Genomic DNA, 23,283 nt, shown 5'->3' on the forward strand with positions numbered 1-23,283 from the left:
CCGGGTGCTGAGAGGACACAGATGGCCATCGATCGTGAATTCGAGGAGTTCACGATCAGCAGACAGCGGGCGCTGTTCCGCTACGCATACCTGCTGATCGGCGACCGGGGTCTCGCCGAGGACCTGCTCCAGGAGTCCCTCACCAAGACCTACGTGCGCTGGAACAAGTTGCGCGACTCGGCCAACGCCGAGGCCTACACGCGCAAGGTGATGACCAATACGGCGATCGGCTGGTTCCGGCGCCGGTCATGGCACGAACGACCCAGTGACAACCTGCCGTCCGGCATACCGGCGCGCGCTGACGACACGTCCGCCCGGATCTGGCTCTGGGCCGAGGTGCGCAAGCTGCCGCCGCAGCAACGCGCCGTACTGGTGCTGCGGTACTACGAGGATCTGAGTCAGGCCGAGACCGCGGCCATCCTCGGCTGCAGCGAGGGCACCGTGAAGAGCCAAGCCTCCCGTGCCCTGAAGAAACTGCGCGCCGGACTCGCTCCCGAAGCGCTCCCGCTCCTGGAGAAGGTGGTGACCGCATGACCGGTCTGCTGAAGGACACGTTCACCGAAGAGGCCGAGGCCATCGGTGACCCGAACATCGACCTGGCGGCGATCGCCGCGAACGGCACTCGCCGGATCAAGCGCCGCCGGCTGGCCACGGTGATCACTGCGGTGGCTGCGACGGCCGCCATCGTCGGTGGCGGACTGACCGTCGTACAGCAGGTCAACGGCGACCCGGACAGCAAGGTCGCCGCCGGCGGTCCGCTGGCCGAGCGGCGGGCAACCTGGGCCGACGGCAAGGAGATCTATTACGGCTCCGAGGTGATCCGGGTCCCCGTCGCGATCTCGTCGTTCCTGCAGACCAACGCGGCCTTCGTCTTCACCAGCGCCGACGGCGGCGTCTACCGGGTCAGCCCGGGCGAAGCGGCCACCAAGATCGGCAAGGGCAGCACGAATCACCGGCTCGCCACAGACGCCGACCAGGCAGTCGTCGGCTGGGTCGACACGAGCCCGGCCGTGCCGCAGTTCGTCCTGTACGACGTCGCGGCCGGGCGCGAGCTCGCGCGCACGGCAACCGGTAACAAGGCCGGCCCGCCCACCGCGGACCGGGCGCTGCGGGTCGCCGCGATCGACAACGGCATCGCGTACTTCGGCGCCTCGGACGGCCTGCACCGCTGGACGATCGCCACCGGCGTCGGCGAACTGCTCAAGCCGAAGGCGTCGCCGGAATTCCTGCTGGCCGCCGAAGCGGGGCAGGTCGTCTGGACACACCCGAACGGCGACGACACCGACCTGGGCGTCGGTCCGGACGTCAACGCGGCCGACCCGGCGCATTACCCGGGCTGGCACGCCAACCTGTCCCCCAAGGCGCGCTACCTGATGACCGACGAGGCCGACGAGGTCGGCGTGGTCGACCTCGTGAGCGGCAAGACGTCGCCGGTCACGATCCCCGGCTACGGGCTGATCGTGCCGACCCAGTGGAAGGACGACCGCACCTTCTTCGCGATCGGCTTCCGGGACGAGGCCTCCCGTCTCGATCTGCTGGACTGCTCGATCAAGTCCGTCGACGTCGGCTGCAAGGTGGCCCTCAACGGGTTCGCACCACCGCTGACAGAGAAGTCGACCACGCAGTTCCCGAACGGCGTACCGGCGTACTAGGGCACAAAGGTCGGGCCCGGACACTTGGGTCCGGGCCCTGACCAGCCACCATGCGCCTGCGGGTGGCTGGCTAACAGTCAGTTAAACAGCCGCGGATGCTAGTCAGTTGTCAAGGTCCACAGTGCGGGCAGTGTCGGCCTGGACGACCGACGAGATGTCGTCCAGTACGGCGGGCGCGACGGCCGAGTCGACCGAGAGCGCGACCAGCGCCTTGCCGCCCTTGCGGTCCCGGCTGACCTGCATACCGGCGATGTTCACGTCGGCCTCGCCGAGGATCCGGCCGATCTGGCCGACGATGCCCGGGCGGTCCTCGTAGGTGAAGAAGGCCAGGTGCGCGGCCAGCTCGACCTCGACGTCGAAGCCGTCGACCTCGACCAGCCGCTCCGACTGCCGGACGCCGACCAGCGTGCCGCTGACCGAGACCTGGGCGCCGTCGGCGAGCGTGCCGCGGAGCGTGATCAGGTTGCGGTGCTCCGGGCTCTCGTGGTCGGTGACGAGCCGGACCTCGAGGCCCCGCTCGGCCGCCAGCAGCGGTGCGTTCACGTAGGAGACGTTGTCCTCGACGACGTCGGCGAAGACACCCTTGAGTGCGGCGAGCTCGAGCACCTTGACGTCGTACTGCGTGATCTCGCCGCGGACCTCGACGTCGAGCTGCTGCGCGACGCCACCGGCCAGCGCGGTGAAGATCCGGCCGAGCTTCTCGGTCAGGGCGATCCCCGGCCGGACGTCCTCGGCGATCACGCCGCCCTGGACGTTGACGGCGTCCGGAACCAGCTCACCCGACAGGGCGAGGCGGACCGACTTGGCGACCGCGATCCCGGCCTTCTCCTGCGCCTCGTCGGTCGACGCGCCGAGGTGCGGCGTGGCGACGACGTTCTCGAACTCGAACAGCGGCGAGTCGGTGCACGGCTCCTTGGCGAACACGTCCAGCCCGGCCGCGGCGACCCGGCCCTCCTTGAGCGCCGAGTACAGCGCGGTCTCGTCGACGATGCCGCCGCGGGCCGCGTTCACGATGATGACCTCGGGCTTGACCTTGTGCAGCTGCTCGTCACCGATCAGGCCGATGGTCTCCGGGGTCTTCGGCAGGTGCACCGAGATGAAGTCCGACGCGGCCAGCAGCTCGTCCAGCGACGCGAGCCGGACGCCCATCTGCGCGGCCCGGCCGGCCTGCACGTACGGGTCGTAGGCGATCACGTTCATGCCGAAGGCGGCCAGCCGCTGCGCGACCAGGACGCCGATCTTGCCCAGGCCGACGATGCCGACGGTCTTCTCGAACAGCTCGACACCCGAGTACTTGCTGCGCTTCCACTCGCCGTTCTTCAGCGACTGGTCGGCGGCCGGGACCCGGCGCGCGGCGGCCAGCAGCAGCGCGACCGCGAGCTCGGCGGCGCTGACGATGTTGGAGGTCGGCGCGTTCACGACCATCACCCCGGCCTGGGTGGCGGCCTTCACGTCGACGTTGTCCAGGCCGACCCCGGCCCGGGCGACGACCTTCAGCTTCTTCGCCGCGGCCAGCGCCTCGGCGTCCACCTTGGTGGCGCTGCGGATCAGGATCGCGTCGACGTCGGCGATGGCGGGGAGCAGCTCGGCGCGGTCGGCGCCGTTCGCGTGCCGGATCTCGAAATCGGGTCCGAGCGCCTCGACGGTGGCCGGGCTCAGCTCTTCGGCGATCAGGACGACGGGACGAGTCACATCAGTCATGGGAGATGTCTCCTGCGAAAGCGGTAGGGGCTCGTAAAGGTTCAGAGCACCGCGCTGTGCCCGCTGACTCGATCGTACCTCAGGTCGATTCGCAGGGCCGCGCGGCGGTCATCTGCTTGGACTGGTCCAGGCGCAGGACCCGGCCGGTCCGCTCCAGCTTGTACCGCATGTCGAGCCGGTTGCAGGTCTGGCCGCCCGACTTGTGGGCCGTCGGGGCGAACAGGACGGAGTACGCCATCCGCACGTTGACGCTGCCGTCGGCGTTCTGGGTGACCTCGGTGATCGCCGGGTCGAAGAAGTACGTCGTCTGGTGGCTCAAGCGGTCCTGCGCCACGGACAGCGCGTTCGCCAGCCGCGTCGAGTAGTACGCGCGGACCCCGGCGAAATCGTGCCGGTTCTGCAGCGTCAGGTAGTTGGCCAGCATCTTCTGGGCATCGGTGGCGAGCGCGGTAGCCGCGACCTGCAGCTTCGGGGTGACCACGCTGCCCGGGCCACGCGACTCCTCGCAGCGACCGCCCAGATCCGGTACGCCGTCGGTCTGGGCGACGTAGCCGCGCAATTCCGCGGCCGGCGCGATCCGGCTCGCAGCCAGGTTGTCACCGGTGACCATGCCGACGAGTTGACCGGACCTGCTGACCACCGGGCCGCCGAGCTTGCCGAGATTCATCACCTCGCTCAGCGGGCGCGGACGGCGTACCGATCCGACCTGCTGCACGGTGAGCTCGCCGGACTGGGTGTAGCCGATCAGCGCCCGCTCGGTCTGCGGGTCGGGGGTTCCAGTGGCCAGCGTCAGGGGCGGCGTGGTCGGCAGACTGATCACCTGCAGCAGCGCCACGCCGTTCCCCACGCGGAGAACGTTGGCACGCCGGACCAGGCCGTCCGACAGGATGACCGCAACGCCTTTCGCCTCCCGGACCGCGATGGCAGCGGTCAGGACGAGCCCGGTGCCGACGACCGCACCTGTGCCCTCACCCGTGCCGCTGCAGGTTGTCGCGAGCACTCGGACCACACTGGGCTTCGCAGCGGTCAGGGCCGCGGCGGTGTCGATCGACAGCCGGTCCTGGCGGATGAACCAGCCTGCGGCGGCACCGCCCGCGACAACGAGCAGGAAGGCCACGAGACCGGCCAGGAAGCGTCCGAAAAGCCACGGGCGGCGCGGAGGAGGCGCCGTACGGCGGACTGCCGGCTGCAACTGGGTGAGCGGGGGCGCGCCGGCGGGGACCCGCCGGGGCGGTCGCGGCGGCGCCTGCCTGCCGTCGTGCACCACCGCATTGCCTCCTCGCCGTCACTGGACCGATCGTGGCCGATTCTGCCAGCTGGGACGGCCAAGGGCCCGGACCATCCACCTGAATGGTCCGGGCCCTGCACAACTACTGGATCAGCGGGCGGACGAGCCCTCGACGTAGTCGTCGTCGTGCGACTTGACCCATGCCATCAGACCGCGCAGTTCCTTGCCCACGGCCTCGATCGGGTGCTCCTGGCTCTTCTTGCGGAATTCCGCGAACTCCGGCGCACCGGCGTCCTGGTCGGCGATGAAGCGGGCCGCGAAGGTGCCGTCGGTGATGTCGCCGAGGACCTCCTTCATCCGCGCCTTCACCGACGCGTCGATGATCCGCGGGCCGGACACGTAGTCGCCGTACTCGGCGGTGTCGGAGACCGACCAGCGCTGCTTGGCGATGCCGCCTTCGTAGATCAGGTCGACGATCAGCTTGAGCTCGTGCAGGCACTCGAAGTACGCGACCTCCGGCTGGTAGCCGGCCTCGGTCAGCGTCTCGAACCCGGCCTGAATCAGCGCCGACACACCACCGCAGAGGACGGCCTGCTCACCGAACAGGTCGGTCTCGGTCTCCTCGGTGAAGGTGGTCTTGATGCCGCCGGCGCGCAGGCCGCCGATGCCCTTGGCGTACGACAGCGCCAGGTCCCAGGCCTTGCCGGAGGCGTCCTGCTCGACCGCGACGAGCACCGGGACACCACGGCCCTCGGTGTACTCACGCCGTACCAGGTGACCGGGGCCCTTCGGGGCGACCATGAAGACGTCGACGCCGGCCGGCGGCTTGATGTAGCCGAACCGGATGTTGAAGCCGTGACCGAAGACGAGCGCGTCGCCGTCGACCAGGTTCGGCTCGATCGCCTCGGCGTACAGCTTGCGCTGGGCCGGGTCCGGAGCCAGCACGACGATGACGTTGGCCTCTTCGACGGCCTCGGCCGGGGTGACGACGCGCAGGCCCTGGGCCTCGGCCTTCGCCCGGCTCTTCGAGCCCTCGGGCAGACCGACGCGGACGTCGACGCCGGAGTCGCGCAGCGAGAGCGCGTGCGCGTGGCCCTGCGAGCCGTAGCCGAGAACGGCCACGTGGCGGCCCTGGATCACCGACAGGTCGGCGTTGTCGTCGTAGAACATTTCTGCTGCCACTGGGAGCCTTCTCCTTGGTAGTTGCGTTGGTAAGTCGGTACGGCGCTCGTTCAGTTCTGGCGGGCGACCGGGCGGCCCGGCGGCGGCGCCGGCACCGGGTGGTGACGCTGTGGGGGTTGGGCCTGCACGGTCGGGGTCCCCGACTGGACGTGCGGCGGCGGCACCGGGACCGGCCGGAGCGTGCGGTCGGAGATGGAGCGGCTGCCCCGTCCGATCGCCACCATGCCGGACTGCACCAGCTCGCGGACGCCGAAGGGTTCCAGCACCCGGAGCATGGCCTCGAGTTTCTCGGGATTGCCGGTCGCCTCGATGGTGATCGCGTCCGGTGCCACGTCCACCACCTTCGCACGGAACAGCTGGACGGTCTCCAGCACCTGCCCCCTGGTCAGGGTGTCGGCCTTCACCTTCACCAGCAGCAGTTCGCGCTGAACCGTCTGCGTGGGCTCGAGTTCGACGATCTTGATCACGTTCACCAGCTTGTTCAGCTGCTTGGTGATCTGCTCCAAAGGCTGCTCGTCCACGCTGACCGCGATGGTCATCCGGGACACCTCCGGGTGCTCGGTCGGGCCGACCGCGAGGGAATCGATGTTGAAGCCCCGCCGCGAGATCAGCGCCGCGACGCGGGCCAGCACACCGTGCTTGTTCTCGACCAGAATGCTCAACGTGTGCTTCGTCATCACAGCTCCTCCGAGTCCCACTTGGGCGCCATGTCGCGGGCGATCTGGATCTCGTCGTTGCTGACGCCGGCGGCGACCATCGGCCAGACCATCGCGTCGCGGTGGACGACGAAGTCGACGACGACCGGCTGGTCGGTCACCGACATCGCCTTGTCGATCGTCGCGTCCACCGAGGCCTTGTCGGCGCAGCGCAGCCCGACCCCACCCATCGCCTCGGCCAGCTTGGCGAAGTCGGGAATGCGGTTCGAGTGCAGGTCGGTGTTGGAGTAACGCTTGTCGTAGAACAGCGTCTGCCACTGCCGGACCATGCCCAGCGACTGGTTGTTGATCACGGCAACCTTGATCGGGATGCCCTCCAGCGCACAGGTGACGAGCTCCTGGTTGGTCATCTGGAAGCAGCCGTCACCGTCTATCGCCCACACGGTCTTGTCCGGCCGGGCCACCTTGGCGCCCATCGCGGCCGGCACCGAGTACCCCATGGTGCCGAGGCCGCCGGAGTTCAGCCAGTGCCGCGGCTTCTCGAACGGCAGGTAGTGCGCGGACCACATCTGGTGCTGACCGACACCGGCCGTGTAGATCGTGTCCGGGCCGGCGATCTGACCGATCCGCTGAATCACGTACTGCGGGGACAGGCTCCCGTCCTCCGGCTCGTCGTACCCGAGCGGGTACTTCTCCCGGACCGACACGAGCTGGTTCCGCCAGGCGTCGTACGACGGGGTCCGGCCGCTGGTCGAGATCTCGGTGCGGAGCGCGGCGATCAGGTCGGTGATGACCTCCTTGCAGTCACCCACGATCGGCACGTCGGCGGCACGGTTCTTGCCGATCTCGGCCGGGTCGATGTCGGCGTGGATGACCTTCGCCTCCGGGGCGAACGAATCCAGCTTGCCGGTCACCCGGTCGTCGAACCGCGCGCCGAGCGTGATCAGCAGGTCCGAACGCTGCAGTGCACCGACCGCGGAGACCGAGCCGTGCATCCCCGGCATCCCGAAGTGCAGCTCGTGCGTGTCGGGCAGCGCGCCCCGGGCCATCAGCGTGGTGACCACGGGAATGCCGAGCAGCTCGGCAAGGTCCTTCAGCTCCGCCTCGGCCTGCGCGCGGATCACACCACCACCGACGTACAGAACCGGCTTCTCCGCGGCGGTGATCAGCCGGGCCGCCTCACGCACCTGCTTGGGGTGCGGGCGGGTCACCGGACGGTACCCGGGCAGCGACAGCTCGGTCGGCCAGTGGAAGTCGACCTTCGCCTGCATCGCGTCCTTGGTCACGTCGACCAGCACCGGGCCGGGCCGGCCGGTGGAGGCGATGTGGAACGCCTCGGCGATCGTGGTGGCGATGTCGTTCGGGTCGTTGACCAGGAAGTTGTGCTTGGTGATCGGCATCGTGATGCCGCGGATGTCCGCCTCCTGGAAGGCGTCCGTCCCGATCGCCGCGCTCGCCACCTGACCGGTGATCGCGACCAGCGGGACCGAGTCCATGTACGCGTCCGCGATCGGCGTCACCAGGTTGGTCGCCCCCGGGCCGGAGGTCGCCATACAGACCCCCACCTTGCCGGAAGCCGCCGCGTACCCCTGGGCCGCGTGCCCGGCGCCCTGCTCGTGGCGTACCAGGATGTGCCGGATCTGGGTCGAGTCGAGCATCGGGTCGTACGCCGGGAGGATCGCGCCGCCCGGGATGCCGAACACGGTGTCCACTCCGGCATGTTCCAGTGCGCGGATCAGAGCCTGTGCCCCGGTCAGCTGCTCGCTCATGAGTGCCTTCCCTCAATCCTGATCACGTGTGCCTTGCTTGGCTTGTGGCGATCGATTCATCTTCGCTGGTGGCCGTTGCGGGGCTTCCGCTGGGTCTCAGATAGTCGCCCGTGCAACAAAAAACCCCCTCGGCCGGGTTGGCTGAAGGGGCGCGCTCGACTCAGTGGTCGCGTCAGTCGGCGCGCCGCACAAGTACGAGGAGAATCGATCGCATGTAGGCATTATTCGCCCGCGAACCACACCGGGGTCAAGTTCGAGCCCACCCCGTCCCACCATCCGAGACGCCCATCCCACCCCCTGGCGCCTTCCGGTCGATTCCCATCTGGTGGGTAGACCCATCGGATGGTGGGTTGGCCAGGCTCCTACCGGTGGGCCAACCCACCATCTGCCTGGCCTACCCATCAGACGGGGGCGGGTCAGATGCAGACGGCGCCTTCGGAGGCGGAGCGGACGAGGCGGGTGTATTTGCCGAGGACGCCTTTGGTGATGGCGGGCTGCTTGGGCGTCCAGCCTTCGGTACGGCGGGTGAGCTCTTCGGGGTCGACGTGGAGTTCGAGGGTGCGGTTGGCGACGTCGAGGGTGATGCGGTCGCCGTCGCGGACGAAGGCGATCGGGCCGCCGTCGACGGCTTCCGGGGCGACGTGGCCGACGCAGAGGCCCGTCGTACCGCCGGAGAAGCGTCCGTCGGTGAGCAGGAGCACGTCCTTGCCGAGGCCGGCGCCCTTGATCGCGCCGGTGACCGCGAGCATCTCGCGCATCCCGGGGCCGCCCTTCGGGCCTTCGTAGCGGATCACGACGACGTCGCCCGGGTTCAGCTCCGGTACGGCGTCCATCGCCGCCCGCTCGCCGTCGAACACGCGCGCTGTCCCTTCGAACACGTCGGAGTCGAAGCCAGCGCTCTTCACGACCGCACCTTCCGGAGCGAGCGTGCCGTGCAGGATCGTGATGCCGCCGGTGGGGTGGATCGGCTTGTCGAGCGCACGAATGATCGCGCCGTCGACATCCGGCGGGGCGATGTCGACGAGGTTCTCGGCCATCGTCTTGCCGGTCACGGTCAGGCAGTCGCCGTGCAGCAGACCGGCATCGAGCAACGCCCGCATGATCACCGGGATACCGCCGACGCGGTCCACGTCCGTCATCACGTACCGGCCGAACGGCTTCAGGTCACCCAGATGCGGGACCTTCTCGCCCACCCGGTTGAAGTCGGCCAGGGTCAACTCGACCTCGGCCTCGCGGGCGATCGCGAGCAGATGCAGTACGGCGTTCGTCGAGCCACCGAGCGCCATCACCACGGCGATCGCGTTCTCGAACGCTTCCTTGGTGAGGATCTGGCGCGCCGTGATCCCCTTCTGCAGAAGGCCGACGACCGCTTCGCCGGACTTCCGCGCGTACCCGTCCCGACGGCGGTCCACAGCGGGCGGCGCTGCTGATCCGGGCAACGACATACCGAGAGCTTCGGCAGAGGCGGCCATCGTGTTGGCCGTGTACATCCCGCCGCATGCACCCTCGCCCGGACAGATCGCGCGCTCGACGGCGTCGACCTCCTCGCGAGTGATCAGGCCGCGAACACACGCACCGACGGCTTCGAACGCGTCGATGATCGTCACGTCCTTGTCGCCAAGGCGGCCGGGCATGATCGAACCGGCGTACAGGAAGACGCTCGCCAGATCGAGACGCGCCGCGGCCATCAGCATGCCGGGCAGGGATTTGTCGCAACCGGCCAGCAGGACCGAACCGTCGAGGCGCTCGGCCTCCATCACGGTCTCCACCGAGTCGGCGATGATCTCGCGGCTGACAAGTGAGTAGTGCATCCCGACATGGCCCATCGAGATGCCGTCGGAGACGCTGATCGTGCCGAACTCCAGCGGGTACCCACCGGCCGCGTGCACGCCCTCCTTGACCGCCTTCGCGAGCCGGTCCAGCGAGAGGTTGCACGGGGTGATCTCGTTCCAGCTGGACGCCACCCCGACCTGCGGTTTCACCCAGTCGTCGTCACCCATCCCGACCGCTCTGAGCATTCCTCGGCTCGCGGTCGCTTCCAGACCGTCGGTGACTGTGCGGCTGCGGGGCTTCACATCGACCATGGGCTCACTCTAAACACATTGCCCCACCGTCCTGGGCTCTCTAGCGTTCGCGCTGTGGATCCCTACGGTGACGAGAAGCTGGTCGAGCTCTACGACCTCGACAATCCCGACGGCGACGATCACGCGTACTTCCGCGCTCTCGCCGACTCCCTCGATGCCCGGAAGATCGTCGACCTCGGCTGCGGTACCGGCCTGCTGACGCGCTCACTGGCGACGCCCGGCCGGGAGGTGATCGGTATCGATCCCAGCCCGACGATGCTGAACTACGCCCGCCGTACGCCGAGCTCCGTCACCTGGCTCACCGGCGACGCCAGCGTGATCTCGCCGACCGCGGACGTCGACCTCGTGGTGTGCACCGGGAACACGGTCATGCACATCCCCGACCTACCCGCTGCCCTGACTGCCTTAGCTGGAGCGCTCCGCGACGGCGGCGTACTGGCCTTCGAGTCGCGGAACCCGGTGGCGCGGGCGTGGGAGTCGTGGACGCGCGAGGCGACGTACGGGGAACGCGACACCCCGATCGGCCACCTCACCGAATGGCTCGACCTGATCGAGGTCGCCGACGGCCGCGTCGTCTTCGATGCCCACAACCGGTACGACGACGGCCGCGACGACGTCTACCGCAACGAGCTGTACTTCCGCTCGCTCGCGGAGATCAGCGACGCGTTGGACGCAGCCGGATTCGCAGTGCAGGTGACTGCCGGTTGGCAGGGTGAGCCGTTCTCTGTGGACTCTCGGCTGATGGTTTTCCGCGCCGAGAAGGGCTAGTCCATCCGTTTGGCGAGGGCTTCGGCGAAGCCGGGGACGCCGCCGACGTAGGACCACGGCACGCTCTCGATCCGGCCTTCGGTGCGGCACGCGTGATCCATCGCCTCGGACTTCGCGCCCGCCCACTTGAGCGCGAACGCCATCGCGCCATGCGCGGATACATCCGCGGGATCCGGCGTACGGGCGTCGTTCCACCACTTGTCGCGGGCTGCGGTCAGGTCCGGTCGGCGACCGGAGACCTCGCGCGCGTACCGCTTCAGGCGCTGGACGCGCGGCGGGTCCTTGTCCGACGCGACCTCCAGCCAGACCTCGTTGAACACGTGGGCCGCGATACTGCACAGCACACTGCCCGGCCGCGCCCGCCCCACCACCGCGTCCCCGAAATCAACCAGCTCAGCCAGCTCCAGCCCGGACCACTTCTTCGCCAGCACCTGAACCCGACCGGTATGCGCCGCGTAGCTCCCCGGGTGCCGGATCAGCGCGGCGTGGAAGATCTCGGCCTTGTCCTCCGGCTCCGCCTGTAACCCGAGTGCCGCCCACTGCAGGACCTCCCACGGCACCGCGTCATCCGCAGCCGCCACGATCGCCCCTTGGAGCACCTCGGCCGCCGTACGCAAAATGTCGTGGAACGTCGCAAACCGCTGCGCCGACACATCCTTCGCCCGCTGCCCGGTCCGCACCGACCACGCCTCGAACACCAGCGTCTGCCCGAACCACAACAAGAGATCCGGATCCTTCGGGTAAGCCTCGAGCCGCATCTCCAGCTGTTCGCTCCGCCCAACCGCCGCCTTCGCCAGCCCAGTAGCCCGGATCGACCGCAGATTCGTATTAGCCGGCGTCACCTTCAGCAGGGCCAGCCCAGTCGACAAATCCCCTCGCCGAACCGCCGCGTACGCCGCGTCGAGGTCGTCGTCCACCCAGGCCTGATCCAGCCTCAGCCCGGCCAGATCGACACCTTTCCGCGAGAAGAACCCCATTCGCGGATGGTAAGACTCCTCGGACCTCTGTGGACAAGGATTGCACTTTCCTGCAATACCCTGTGCCCTACCGCGACTGGCGAGGGTGGATCACCACCGGGGAGCGAACAGCTACGTGGCGTCGTCCGCCTGGGCGCCTCCTCCCGGAGGTCGCGCATGCGTTATGGGATGAATCCACATCAGGCCGCGTCGATGACGGTCGTCGGCTCGGCCGCACCATTCACCGTCGTGGCGGGCAATCCGTCGTACATCAATGTCCTCGACGCGCTGACCGGCTGGCAGCTCGTCCGGGAGGCCGCTCTTGTTTTTGGGGTACCTGCAGCGGCGTCGTACAAGCATGTGTCCCCGGCTGGCGCTGCGCTCGGTACGTCGGTTGCTGACGCGTACCGGCGCGCACGGGACGCCGACCCCAAGTCGTCGTACGGCGATTTCGTGGCGGTCTCGCAGGTGGTCGACGCTGAGCTGGCTGACGTGCTGCGTCGGGTCGTGAGTGACGGGATCATCGCGCCTGGGTACGCGCCTGGTGTGGTTGAGGTGCTGGCCGCGAAGAAGCGGGGCACGTACTTGGTGCTGGAGGCGGATCCGTCGTTCGAGCCACCGCGCGAGGAGGTGCGTGAGCTGTACGGTCTCCGCCTCAGCCAGGAGCGGGACGACGTACCGATCACTCGAGACCTGCTGTCGGCCGAGGTGGGTGACGCCGCCGCACGGGATCTGATGCTCGGCCTGATCGTCGTCCGCTACACGCAGTCCAACACCGTCGCTCTCCTGAAGGACGGTATGGCGATCGGCATCGGCGCCGGCCAACAGTCCCGCGTCGACTGCACCCGCCTAGCCGGCGCGAAAGCGGCCGAGTGGTGGTCCCGCCACTCGCTTGAGCCGCTCACCGGCGTGTCGATGGTCTCCGACGGCGCACTCCCCTTCCCCGACAACGTCGAAGAGGCAGCCCGCTTCGGCGTCACCCACATCGCCGAACCCGCCGGGTCCATCCGCTCGGACCAGATAGCCGCCGCCTGCGCTCGGTTCGGCATCACCTGGTCCCCCACCAACCTCCGCCTCTTCCGCCACTAGCTCAGGCGGTACCTCCCGGCGGCGACCCCCATCCGAACAGCCTCCGCCGTGGCGGCCGCCGACTGGCCGGTCGTGTCGAGGGCGTGGCGCTCCAGCGCGCCTAGGTCGGCAAAGACGCCGTACATGTGAGTGAGAGCGCCTTCGTCACGCAGTGACTCGGGACCGCGGTTCTGCGCTCGGGCGATGGTTGTCTCAAGTGCAGGCCGCAGTGCGACGTAGGACAAGGTCAGACCGTCGGCCTCCGCAGCCGCCCGAAACGGAGGCACGTAATGCGGTCCAACAACACCGTCGACCACGACGTCGTACCCACCGCGTGCATACGTCGCAGCCGCGGCCACGTACGCATCCACCACCACATCGTTCTGCCTCGACGCATCCGGCAGGTACGGCGGGATGAACCCAGTCCGGATCGCCTCGTAGAACTGGTCGGTCACCAGATGCACAGTCGCCCGCTCAGCATCCGAGGCAACCAACCTCGCCACCGTCGACTTACCGGCTCCCGGAGGCCCACTCACCACGATCACGTCGCCCTTCACTTCCCGGACGCTACAACCGGCTCTTCCGCCACCAACCCGTCCCGCACATACTGCTCACCATGTGGGCAGTCATCGGCGTGTGGGACATCGACCCCGACCTCATCGAGAGTCTCCGCGACCAACTGTCACTGATGGCCTCGAGCAAGATCCCCCTGCCCGGCTTCGTGCACGGCACCTGGACCCGCGACGGCCACATGATCCAGGTCTACGCGGACGAGACGAACGCCCGCCAATACCACCAAGCGATGCTCGACCAAGGCGCCGTCGACCGCCCCGGCATCCGCAACATCGTCTGGGCCGTCTCCGAGGTAGGCGCCGAATCCGACACCACCGGCTGGACCGACCGCACCGGCACCCACCACCCCCCAACCTGACCGCGCTAGCCGCCGGCGACGCTGGGGAGGATTAGGAGTTCGGCGCCGTCGGTGAGGGGGGTGTCGGGGCCGGCTAGGTCTCGGATGTTGTCGGGGCCCAGGTAGATGTTGACGTGGCGGCGGACTGCTCCTTGGTCGTCGGTGAGGCGGCGGCGGAGTGGTGGGTCGGTGGCTGCTAGGGCGGCGCGGACGGTGGTGGCTTCGACTTCGACCTGCTCGGCTCCGCCCGCGAAGGGGCGGAGCACGGGTGGGAGCTTGAGGGTGATCACGTCAGATCACCGCGGCGCGCAGGGTGAGTACGTCGGGGAGGTGGCTGGCGACCTCGGTCCAGGTGTCGCCTGCGTCGGCGCTGGCGTAGACGCAGCCGTCGCGGGTGCCTACGTAGACACCGGCCGATTCGGCGGCGTCGGTGGTGAGCGCGTCGCGGAGGACGGGGACGTAGGAGACCTCGGGCAGGCCGTTGGTCAGCGGCTCCCAGGTCGCACCGGCGTCGCGAGAGCGGTAGACGCGACAAGTGGCATCAGTGGGGATTCGGTTGCCGTCGGCCACCAACGGGAAGACGTACACGGTGTCGGGCTCATGCGGGTGCACGGCGATCGGGAAGCCGAAGTCCGACGGCAATCCATCGGCGATGCTCTTCCAGATCTCGCCACCGTCGTCGGACCGGTACACACCATGGTGGTTCTGCGCGAACATCCGCTCCGGTACGTCGGGATGCGCCGCCAGCTTGTGCACACACTGACCGAACTCGGGATCCGGGTCGGGCAGGAAGTACGCCTTGATCCCGTGGTTGGCCGGGGACCACGACTCCCCACCGTCAGTCGTCTGGTAGACACCACCGGTCGACATCGCGACGCTGATCCGCGCAGGGTCGGTCGCGTGCGGCAGCACGGTGTGCACGGCCTGACCGCCGAACCCTGCGCCCCATTGCTCGCGATGCGGGTGGTCCCACAGGCCGCGGACGAGCTCGAACGTCACTCCCCCGTCGGTCGACTTCCACAGCGCCGACGGCTGACTCCCGGCGTACACAACACCCGGCTGGGCAGCCGGCGCCGGCTGGATCTGCCACACGCGCTCCAGCGACGCATCGGTCCCGGCCGGGAACCCGATCGAGCCCTCCGCCGGCTCGTCCCACGTCTTCCCGAGATCATCGGAGTGGAACACCGCCGGTCCCCAGTGCTCACTGGTCCCGCCGACGAAGAGTCGCGGCTGCTCACCGCGCGTGTCGATGCCCACGGCGTACACGCCCTGCATCTCGAACGCGGGACCGTCGAGCCTCCACTCCCGGCGCGCAGCGTCGCTGCGGCCGATCCAGAGCCCCTTCTTGGTCCCGATCAGCAGTACGGTCTCGGACATCGTTGTCCTCCTGTGGATCGACGAACTAGCGTGGCGGCCCCGCCACCACATTGATGAGTGCTTCCCCCTGCGCGAAACGCTCCAGCTGCGCCCGCACCAACCGGGCGACCCGCGGCTCGAACGCCGTCGAGGCACCCCCGCGATGCGGGTTGATCAGCACATTTGGAGCAGACCACAGCGGATGACCTGACGGCAACGGCTCGGGATCGGTGACGTCGAGCGCGGCCGAGATGCGCCCCGTACCGAGCTCAGCCACGAGCGCACTGGTGTCGACGATGACCCCGCGAGCCACGTTCACGAGCAGTGCGCCGTCCTTGAGCCGGGCAAGGAACTTCGCGTCGACCATGCCGCGTGTCTCGTCGGTCGCCGGAGTCAGCGGTACGACGACGTCCGCCTGCGGCAGCAACTCCGGGAGGTCGGTCGTCGGGTGAACACCGTCCCGCGGCCGCCTCGCCACGCGGATCACCTCACACTCGAACCCGGCCAGCCGCCGCTCCAGCGCCTCACCGATCGACCCGTACCCCACGATCAGCACGGTCCGATCCGCAAGCGAGTCGTCCATGTCCACGTAGTCGGTCGGCCACACACCGAGCTCCTGGTTGCGCACCGCCCGCGGCAACCGCCGGTACGACGCCAGGATCAGCCCGACCGCCAATTCGGCCGTCGACGCGTCGTGGACCCCGCGTGCGTTGCACAAGGTGACGCCCTCCGGCAGATGCGGTACGACGGCCTCGTATCCCGCGGTCTGCAGCTGAACCACCTTCAGATCCGGCATCGCGGCGAAGGCGGCGGGCAGATCCACCCCGACCATGTACCCCGGCACGAAGAACTCGGTCCCCTCCGGCTCCGTCTGCGCCGACACCCCGTCCGGCACCCCGCCGAGGACCCGCTCGGAGTCCTCCCACGGAAGCCACGCCCTCACCAGATCACCCATGAGGAAAACCTACTCGCCGCCACGGACAATCCGCGCGAGCAGGCGTGACAGAAGACCCATGCGTGCTCCCGAACCGCCGTCGTACTCTGATTAGGTGCCCTCGACATCGGATGCGGCTGCAACGCTCGCGCACGATCAGGCGGTAGACCGGCTCCGCGCGTCGTACCAGCGCATCCCGGTCGGCGAACCCGTGCGGCTGGCCAAACGCAGCTCGAACCTGTTCCGGCCGCGCACCGAGCTCGCTGCGCCCGGCCTGGACGTCTCCGGGCTGACCGGGGTGCTCAGCGTCGATCCGGTCGCGCGGACAGCCGACGTACAGGGCATGTGCACCTACGAGGACCTGGTCGCAGCGACCCTGCCGCACGGGCTGACGCCGATGGTGGTCCCGCAGCTCAAGACGATCACGCTGGGTGGCGCGGTGACCGGGCTCGGTATCGAGTCCTCGTCGTTCCGCGCCGGACTGCCGCACGAATCCGTGCTGGAGCTGGACATCCTGACCGGCGCCGGCGAGATCGTGACGGCACGGCCTGGTGACGACCTCTTCCGGATGTTCCCGAACTCCTACGGCACACTCGGCTATGCGACCCGGCTGCGCATTTCACTCGACCGCATCTCCCCGTACGTCGCCCTGCGCCACGTCCGCGTGTCGTTGGACGACCTGGCCCCGGCGATCGACGAAATCGTTGCCTCTGGCACGTATGACGGTGAACCGGTGCACTTCGTCGACGGGGTCGCGTTCAGCCCGTCCGAGGCCTACCTGACGCTCGGGCGCAACAGCGACGCCGCGGTGCGGGCGAGCGACTACACCGGTCAGCAGATCTACTACCGCTCCATCCAGCAGCGCCAGACCGACTGCCTCACCGCTCACGACTACCTGTGGCGGTGGGACACCGACTGGTTCTGGTGCTCCGCCGCGTTCGGTGCACAGAAGCCATGGGTACGGCGGTTGTGGCCGCGGAGGTGGCGGCGCAGCGACGTGTTCCACAAACTCGTCGGTTTCGAGAACCGTCATCACCTCGCTGCCCGGATCGGTCAGCGCCGCGGTCACGCGCCGCGCGAGCGCGTCGTACAGGATGTGGAGATTCCGGTGGCGCGGCTGGCCGAGTTCCTGCGGTGGTTCGACAGTGAGGTCGGGATGCGGCCGGTGTGGCTGTGCCCGCTGCGGTTGCGCGGAACCGCGTCCTGGCCGCTCTATCCGCTGGCGCCCGGCGCGACGTACGTGAACGTCGGCTTCTGGGGCACCGTCCCGATCGCTGCCGGTGCTGCGGACGGTGATGTCAACCGCGCCATCGAGGACGCCGTCGCCCGCTTCGGCGGCCACAAGTCGCTCTACTCCGATGCGTACTACTCCCGGGAGACGTTCGACCGGCTCTACAACGTCCCGGCCCTGACTGAGGTGAAACAACGCTACGACCCGGAAGCCCGGCTCACCGGGCTCTACGAAAAGGCGGTGACGCGCCGATGACGACGCTAGCAACACAGGTATCCATCGCAGAAGCCCTGACCACCGTGACCCCGGAAGGCCTCCCCTTCCGCTTCACGGCGTACGACGGCAGTGCCACCGGCCCCGCGGATTCCCCGATCCACATGCACCTGGCGACCGAACGCGGCCTGTCCTACATCCTGACCGCCCCCGGCGACCTGGGCATGGTCCGCGCGTACGTCCAGGGCGACCTGGAGATCACCGGCGTCCACCCCGCGAACCCGTACGAGTTCATGCGGATGATGCTCAACCAGGTCCACTTCGAACGCCCCACCCCGAGCGAGGCCCTACGCATCGTCCGCGGCCTCGGCTGGTCCCACCTGAAGCCACCGCCTCCCCCACCGCAAGAACACCTCCCGAAATGGCGCCGTACCTTCGAGGGCCTCCGCCACTCCCGCCTGCGCGACAAGGCCGCCATCCACCACCACTACGACGTGTCCAACACGTTCTACGAGTGGATCCTCGGCCCGTCGATGACCTACACCTGCGCTGTCTATCCGACTCTTGATTCGACGCTGGAAGAAGCGCAGTACGAGAAGTACGACCTGGTCGCGCGCAAGCTCGATCTGAAGCCCGGCATGCGCTTGCTGGACGTCGGCTGCGGCTGGGGCGGCATGGTCCGCCACGCGGCCCGCGAGTACGGCGTCACCGCTTTGGGCGTCACGCTTTCATCGGCGCAAGCCGAGTGGGCCGCTGCCGCCATCAAACGCGAAGGCCTGGAGGACCGCGCCGAAGTCCGCTACCTCGACTACCGAGACGTCCCCGAACGCGACTTCGACGCCATCAGCTCCATCGGCCTCACCGAACACATCGGCGTCCGCAACTACCCGGCGTACTTCGGCTTCCTCCTGGACCGCCTCAAGCCCGGCGGCCGCCTCCTCAACCACAGCATCACGCGCCCCGACAACCGCTACCGCTCCACCGGCGCCTTCATCGACCGCTACATCTTCCCCGACGGTGAACTCATCGGCTCCGGCCGCATCATCGCCGAAGCCCAAGACGCCGGCTTCGAAGTCCGCCACGCCGAAAACCTCCGCGAACACTACGCCCTCACCCTCGCCGCCTGGTCCGACAACCTCGAGACCCACTGGGACGAGGCAGTAGCCGAAGTAGGCCCCGCCACCGCCAAGATCTGGGGCCTCTACCTAGCCGCCTGCCGAGTCGGCTTCGAACGCAACAACACCCAACTCCACCAGTTCCTAGCCGTAAAACTCGACGCCACCGACGCCCACTTCCCCCTACGACCCACCTGGCTCAGCTAACTGCGGACCGCCCACACTCACCAACTGCCTTCGATGGCGGTTTCCGGCCAGCGATTGAGCGTGGCGGCAGGCGTGCCGCCGGAGTTGGTGAGTGGTGGCGGTCCGCCCACACTCATCAACCGCCCTCGGCGAGGGTTGCCGGCCGGCGGTTGAGAGCGGCGGCGGGAGTCGCGCTGCAGTTGGTGGGTGGGCGGTTCGGGACTGATGTTGGTTGTGCATGAAGTGGGGTGGGGATTGGCATTGGACCTGGGGTGTGGGGGCGGGTGACGGTGGGGGGATGGTCGAGTTCGGGGTGTTGGTGGATGTTCGGGAGGATCGGTACGGCGAGGTGGTGGCGGAGGTTGTTGCGGCTGAGGGGTTGGGGTTCGGGAGTGCTTGGTTGTCGGAACACCACCTTTCGGGGGATGGGGTTTTGCCTTCGCCGTTGGTGATGGCGGGGGTTCTGCTGGGGCGGACCGGGCGGATTCGGGTGGGGACGAACGTGCTGGTGCTGCCGTTTCGGCATCCGGTGCTGGTGGCGGAGGAGGTCGCCGTACTGGATCTGGTGTCGGGTGGGCGGTTCGTGCTGGGGGTGGGGCAGGGGTATGCGGAGCGGGAGTTCGAGGTGTTCGGGGTGGATCGGCGGCGGCGGGGGCGGTTGCTGGAGGAGGGGGTGGGGGTGATTCGGCAGGCGTGGGCCGGGCAGTTGGGGGTGACGCCGCGGCCGTCTACCGAGGTGCCGATTTATGTGGCTGGGGTGACTGAGGCGGGAGTGCGACGGGCGGCACGGGTTGGGGACGGGGTGATTGTCTACTGCGCTACGCCGAAGGATTTTGTGGCTCGGCGGCGGTTGATGGAGGCGGTGCTCGCCGAGGTGCCGCCACTCGTTTGCACGGGGATCATGCACGTGGATGAGGACGCGGACCGGGCGTGGGCCGACGCGGCACCTGGGATCGCCTACCTGGAGGGCGAGATCGCGTCGTACGGCGGGAACGAGCCGCCCGCGTTGCGGCGGGAGGACTACTTGGTGGGTACGCCGGAAGATGTCGCGCGGAAGCTGATCGCGCTGCACGCCGAGGTGCGGTTCGTGGAGTTCGCGCACTGGATGCGGTTGCCGACGATGTCGCACGCGGTGGCGATGCGGTCGCTCGAGTTGATTGCGAGTCGGGTCGCTCCTGCGGTTCGGGCTGGGGTTGGGCGATAGCTTGGGGGGACCTGCGAGCTGAGGAGACGGCGTGGTCGGACGGGTTGTGGTGGCGGTGGCTGCGTTGGCCTTGGTGGCCGGGTGTTCTGAAGGGGGCGCTGCGCCGACGCCCAGCAACTCCGGTACGGCGCCGGCTGGGTCAGTCAGCCAGGTCAAGCTGACCGTGGCGTCGACCGTGGTGAGCGGGATCCAGGTGCCGTGGGGGCTGGCGTTCCTTCCGGACAAGAGTGCGTTGGTGGCTGAGCGCGACACCGGGAAGGTAAAACGGATCGTCGACGGGAAGGCGACCGACGTCGGCACGGTCGACGGGGTGGACCCCTCGTCGGAGGGCGGGCTGCTCGGACTCGCGGTCGATCCCACAGCGCCGTACGTGTATGCGTACTTCTCGACCAGCGGCGACAACCGGATCGCGCGGCTGACCTATAAGGACGGGCGGCTGTCGGAGCAGACCACGATTCTCGAGGGGATTCCGCAGGCGGCGATCCACAACGGTGGGCGGTTGAAGTTCGGGCCGGACGGCTTCCTGTACGCCGGGACCGGCGACGGTGGCGATCGGCCGAACTCGCAGAACGACGACTCGCTGGGCGGGAAGATCCTGCGCATCACCACCGAGGGCAAGGCCGCGCCCGGCAACCCCGGCGGCCGGCTGTGGATCACCAAGGGCCACCGGAATGTGCAGGGGCTCGCGTTCGACGGGAATCAGCTGTACGCCGCCGAGTTCGGCCAGAACACGTGGGACGAACTGAACGCGATCACGCCCGGGTCGAACTACGGATGGCCGGCGGCGGAGGGCGCCGAAGGGCTCGACGGGATGGTCGATCCGATCGCCCAGTGGAAGACGAGTGACGCTTCGCCGAGTGGAGCGGCCTTTGCCCAGGGCCACGTTTTCATGGCGTCGTTGCGGGGTGAGCGGTTGTGGGCGATCCCGGTCGCGGGCGGCAAGCGGGTCGGCGAACCGCAGGCCTTCTTCGTCGGCGAGTACGGCCGCCTGCGGACGGTGGAGGTCGCGCCGGACGGATCGTTGTGGGTCACGACCTCCAACACCGACGGACGCGGCGAGAGCCGAGATGGTGACGATCGAATCCTGCGGGTGACGATCGGGCGATGACTGGTTGAAGGACAGTTGTTGTCCGACTGTCATCTGACTCGTCAACCGTTTGAGGATTTCGGCCGTCTGGTACTAGTGGGGAGGAACCCCTTACGCAGCAGGCTTTTCCAGAGGAGTTGGTATGGTGCCCGACCAGGCGTCCGTCGTCCCCAGCAGTGTCGTCGCTTCGGTGAGCACCTTCGCGGATGCTCAGCAGACAGTCGACTACCTGCGCAGTTACGGGATGGACTCACGAAGCCTGGAGGTGGTCGGCGCCGAGCTCCGGCTGTCGCGCAGACAGGCGGCGGTCCCGGTAGTCCGCCGCACCCTCCTGAGCGCCGGCGCCGGTGCCCTGCTCGGAGTCCTGAGCGGAGTCTTCGTCACCCTGGTGGCCGAGACGACACTGACCGCGTTCTCGGTCCTACTTTGGGGATTCGTGTACGGCGTCCTGGTCGGCGCCATGTGGGGCCTCTTCCAAGGCCTAGTCCGAAACCGCCCCGACGCGCCGCCCATCGAGGTCATCACCCCGACGTACTACGAGGTCCGCTGCGCGCAGGACGACGTCTCGGTTGCACTAACCCTCCTAGCCACCGACCCAGAGCCCGAGCCCGCCCCCGAACCCCAGCCTTTCGCCGAACCCGACCGCGTCATCGCGGCCGAGCCCTTCACCAAGCTCAATCCCTTCGTCGAGCCAGCGCGTTCCTCCGAGCCCAACCCCTTCCTCCAGCCCGAGCACTTCGCCGAACCCAACCCCTTCGTCGAGCCCACGCGCTCCAACACCCCCAAGCCGCAGCATGAACCCAAGCCGCAGCCGGCAGCGAAGTCGCGCTACCTGGTCGAACCGCCCGTGCGTGTCACAGCGCCCGAGCCCGAACCTGAGCCGGTCGCCGAGTCGAAGCCCGCGGTTGAGGAGCCCAAGCCCGACGCTCCCAAGCCTCCGGTCGACGAAAGCCAGCCCGACGAAGCCGAGCCTGTGGTCGACGAGCGCGAGCCTGAGCCGGCGGTCGATGAGAAGCCGGTGGTTGACGACAAGCCCCAGGTGCGGCGGCAGCCGGCGCAGACTAGTCGGAAGGCTCGCGCCAAGAAGAAGACGGCGCGCACCAACGCGGCCTGACCAGCGTGGATCATTCCGCGTTCCGACGTACGGCGGTCGCCCCGGTGCTGGCCGCGTACGCCGGGACGCCCGGGGTTGATGCGGTCATGCTCGGCGGATCGACTGCTCGGGGTGATGCGGATCGGTGGTCGGATGTCGAGGTCGGCGTGTTCTGGAGTCGACCACCGACCACGGCCGAGCGCCTGGCCCCCGCACCGAGCGTTCGCCCGGGAACGCCGGAACACGCAGGCTCACCGTGGTTCGACTATCTGTCGGTCGACGGGTTGGCGGTGGATGTCGAGCACGCGTTGTCGAGCTCGGTGGATGAGACGCTCGACCGGGTGCTGGCAGCGAACGTGCCTGATCCGGATGGTCTGACGCTGCTCAAAGGACTCGTCGACGGGCGGGAGATCGCTGGCCCGCGACCGGAACTGGTGCACACGTGGAAGGACCGGGCGGCGACGTACCCGCGCGGTCTCGCGTCCGCGATCGTCGAGCAGGACGGGGCGATCGACAAGTTCTGGCGGTGCCAGATGCTGATCGAGCGCGACAACCCCGTGTTGCTCGCGCGCGAATTCCTTCGCATGACGAACCAACTGCTCGCCGTACTGCATGCTGTGAACGGCTGCTACAGCGGTCACATCCTGGCGTTCAAACGCCTGGACACGATGGAAGCCGAGCTCACCCACGCCCCACACCAACTCGCAGCCCGGTTGCGAGCGGTCTTCACCGCTCCCCCGCCGCAGGCTACCGAGATCCTCCGCCAACTGATCGAAGAAACCTACGACGTCATCGAGGCACACCTGCCCAAGGTCGACGTCGAGCGCCTACGAACCCGCTTCCGAGCAACCCGCACACCTACCTCTTGATGGCCGCCACTGAAGCCACCG

The 23,283-nt window shown here is 68.4% G+C and carries 21 protein-coding genes, 1 pseudogene and 1 riboswitch; of the genes and pseudogenes, 11 read left to right on the forward strand and 11 right to left on the reverse strand.

Annotated elements, in window-relative coordinates; all coding sequences use genetic code 11:
* Positions 1-21: 21 nt before the first annotated feature.
* A complete protein-coding gene (locus tag ACFTSF_RS24360) occupies positions 22-534 on the forward strand; it encodes a SigE family RNA polymerase sigma factor (RefSeq protein WP_344155209.1) in 513 nt (170 codons plus the stop codon).
* Positions 531-1,652, forward strand: coding sequence for a hypothetical protein (locus ACFTSF_RS24365; RefSeq protein WP_380155931.1), 1,122 nt, complete (start codon positions 531-533; stop codon positions 1,650-1,652). Before ACFTSF_RS24360 ends, ACFTSF_RS24365 begins: the two co-directional genes overlap by 4 nt.
* A gap of 102 nt (positions 1,653-1,754) precedes the next feature.
* Here the strand turns inward: ACFTSF_RS24365 and serA are convergent, their stop codons facing one another.
* From serA to ilvD, 6 genes and pseudogenes are all read right to left on the reverse strand, one after another.
* Positions 1,755-3,353 carry a phosphoglycerate dehydrogenase gene (serA, locus tag ACFTSF_RS24370; protein ID WP_380155932.1) on the reverse strand — a complete coding sequence of 533 codons (1,599 nt, stop codon included), beginning with the start codon at positions 3,351-3,353 and terminating at the stop codon, positions 1,755-1,757.
* Between the two features lie 79 nt (positions 3,354-3,432).
* Positions 3,433-4,617, reverse strand: a complete 1,185-nt coding sequence (locus tag ACFTSF_RS24375) for a serine protease (protein WP_380155933.1) — start codon at positions 4,615-4,617, stop codon at positions 3,433-3,435.
* Between the two features lie 114 nt (positions 4,618-4,731).
* Positions 4,732-5,751 (reverse strand): ketol-acid reductoisomerase, encoded by a 1,020-nt coding sequence (gene ilvC, locus ACFTSF_RS24380; RefSeq protein WP_344155832.1) that lies wholly within the window; start codon positions 5,749-5,751, stop codon positions 4,732-4,734.
* Positions 5,752-5,936: 185 nt separating this feature from the next.
* A pseudogene (gene ilvN / locus ACFTSF_RS24385) lies at positions 5,937-6,440 on the reverse strand (acetolactate synthase small subunit); the annotation flags it as partial.
* The gene (locus tag ACFTSF_RS24390) at positions 6,440-8,188 is read right to left on the reverse strand and encodes an acetolactate synthase large subunit (protein ID WP_344155199.1); all 1,749 of its coding nucleotides are present in this window, start codon (positions 8,186-8,188) and stop codon (positions 6,440-6,442) included. The gene ACFTSF_RS24390 and the pseudogene ilvN, both read right to left, overlap by 1 nt.
* 416 nt (positions 8,189-8,604) lie before the next feature.
* Entirely contained in the window at positions 8,605-10,272 is a 1,668-nt protein-coding gene (gene ilvD, locus ACFTSF_RS24395) for a dihydroxy-acid dehydratase (protein ID WP_380155934.1), read from the reverse strand.
* Positions 10,273-10,326: 54 nt separating this feature from the next.
* On the opposite strand from ilvD, the gene ACFTSF_RS24400 reads away from it, so the two are divergent.
* A complete protein-coding gene (locus ACFTSF_RS24400; protein WP_380155935.1) occupies positions 10,327-11,040 on the forward strand; it encodes a class I SAM-dependent methyltransferase in 714 nt (237 codons plus the stop codon).
* On the opposite strand, the gene ACFTSF_RS24405 is transcribed toward ACFTSF_RS24400, so the two are convergent.
* The gene (locus ACFTSF_RS24405) at positions 11,037-12,017 is read right to left on the reverse strand and encodes a hypothetical protein (protein ID WP_380155936.1); all 981 of its coding nucleotides are present in this window, start codon (positions 12,015-12,017) and stop codon (positions 11,037-11,039) included. The genes ACFTSF_RS24400 and ACFTSF_RS24405 overlap by 4 nt on opposite strands.
* Before the next feature lie 62 nt (positions 12,018-12,079).
* Positions 12,080-12,159: riboswitch (ZMP/ZTP riboswitch) on the forward strand.
* Here ACFTSF_RS24405 and ACFTSF_RS24410 point away from each other — a divergent pair.
* Complete coding sequence (locus ACFTSF_RS24410) at positions 12,147-13,085, forward strand: 5-aminoimidazole-4-carboxamide ribonucleotide transformylase (protein ID WP_380156281.1); 939 nt, start codon at positions 12,147-12,149, stop codon at positions 13,083-13,085. Its footprint overlaps the riboswitch before it by 13 nt.
* On the opposite strand, the gene ACFTSF_RS24415 is transcribed toward ACFTSF_RS24410, so the two are convergent.
* Positions 13,082-13,621 carry an AAA family ATPase gene (locus ACFTSF_RS24415; RefSeq protein ID WP_380155937.1) on the reverse strand — a complete coding sequence of 180 codons (540 nt, stop codon included), beginning with the start codon at positions 13,619-13,621 and terminating at the stop codon, positions 13,082-13,084. The genes ACFTSF_RS24410 and ACFTSF_RS24415 overlap by 4 nt on opposite strands.
* A 59-nt stretch (positions 13,622-13,680) precedes the next feature.
* Here ACFTSF_RS24415 and ACFTSF_RS24420 point away from each other — a divergent pair, with 59 nt between their 5' ends.
* Positions 13,681-13,995, forward strand: a complete 315-nt coding sequence (locus tag ACFTSF_RS24420; RefSeq protein WP_380155938.1) for a hypothetical protein — start codon at positions 13,681-13,683, stop codon at positions 13,993-13,995.
* Positions 13,996-14,000: 5 nt separating this feature from the next.
* Here ACFTSF_RS24420 and ACFTSF_RS24425 read toward each other — a convergent pair whose 3' ends face one another.
* From ACFTSF_RS24425 to ACFTSF_RS24435, 3 genes are read right to left on the reverse strand one after another with little or no spacing between them, the layout of a single operon-like run.
* On the reverse strand, positions 14,001-14,264 hold the full coding sequence (locus ACFTSF_RS24425; protein WP_380155939.1) for a MoaD/ThiS family protein: 264 nt from the start codon (positions 14,262-14,264) through the stop codon (positions 14,001-14,003).
* A gap of 1 nt (position 14,265) precedes the next feature.
* Positions 14,266-15,351 carry an exo-alpha-sialidase gene (locus ACFTSF_RS24430; RefSeq protein WP_344155174.1) on the reverse strand — a complete coding sequence of 362 codons (1,086 nt, stop codon included), beginning with the start codon at positions 15,349-15,351 and terminating at the stop codon, positions 14,266-14,268.
* A 25-nt stretch (positions 15,352-15,376) separates the two neighbouring features.
* Entirely contained in the window at positions 15,377-16,285 is a 909-nt protein-coding gene (locus ACFTSF_RS24435; RefSeq protein ID WP_380155940.1) for a 2-hydroxyacid dehydrogenase, read from the reverse strand.
* A gap of 94 nt (positions 16,286-16,379) precedes the next feature.
* Here ACFTSF_RS24435 and ACFTSF_RS24440 point away from each other — a divergent pair, with 94 nt between their 5' ends.
* The 6 genes from ACFTSF_RS24440 to ACFTSF_RS24465 all read left to right on the forward strand — a co-directional run bounded on the left by ACFTSF_RS24440 (position 16,380) and on the right by ACFTSF_RS24465 (position 23,262).
* Positions 16,380-17,750, forward strand: coding sequence for an FAD-binding oxidoreductase (locus ACFTSF_RS24440; protein ID WP_380155941.1), 1,371 nt, complete (start codon positions 16,380-16,382; stop codon positions 17,748-17,750).
* Complete coding sequence (locus ACFTSF_RS24445) at positions 17,747-19,030, forward strand: class I SAM-dependent methyltransferase (RefSeq protein WP_380155942.1); 1,284 nt, start codon at positions 17,747-17,749, stop codon at positions 19,028-19,030. The genes ACFTSF_RS24440 and ACFTSF_RS24445 overlap by 4 nt, the downstream gene beginning before the upstream one ends.
* Before the next feature lie 277 nt (positions 19,031-19,307).
* Positions 19,308-20,213, forward strand: coding sequence for an LLM class flavin-dependent oxidoreductase (locus ACFTSF_RS24450; protein ID WP_380155943.1), 906 nt, complete (start codon positions 19,308-19,310; stop codon positions 20,211-20,213).
* Positions 20,214-20,244: 31 nt separating this feature from the next.
* Positions 20,245-21,321 carry a PQQ-dependent sugar dehydrogenase gene (locus ACFTSF_RS24455; RefSeq protein WP_380155944.1) on the forward strand — a complete coding sequence of 359 codons (1,077 nt, stop codon included), beginning with the start codon at positions 20,245-20,247 and terminating at the stop codon, positions 21,319-21,321.
* Positions 21,322-21,442: 121 nt separating this feature from the next.
* On the forward strand, positions 21,443-22,414 hold the full coding sequence (locus ACFTSF_RS24460; RefSeq protein WP_380155945.1) for a general stress protein: 972 nt from the start codon (positions 21,443-21,445) through the stop codon (positions 22,412-22,414).
* 5 nt (positions 22,415-22,419) lie between these two features.
* Positions 22,420-23,262 (forward strand): hypothetical protein, encoded by an 843-nt coding sequence (locus ACFTSF_RS24465; protein ID WP_380155946.1) that lies wholly within the window; start codon positions 22,420-22,422, stop codon positions 23,260-23,262.
* Positions 23,263-23,283 lie beyond the last annotated feature (21 nt).

The organism is Kribbella sp. NPDC056951, from assembly GCF_042674205.1.
GTDB lineage: Bacteria > Actinomycetota > Actinomycetes > Propionibacteriales > Kribbellaceae > Kribbella > Kribbella yunnanensis.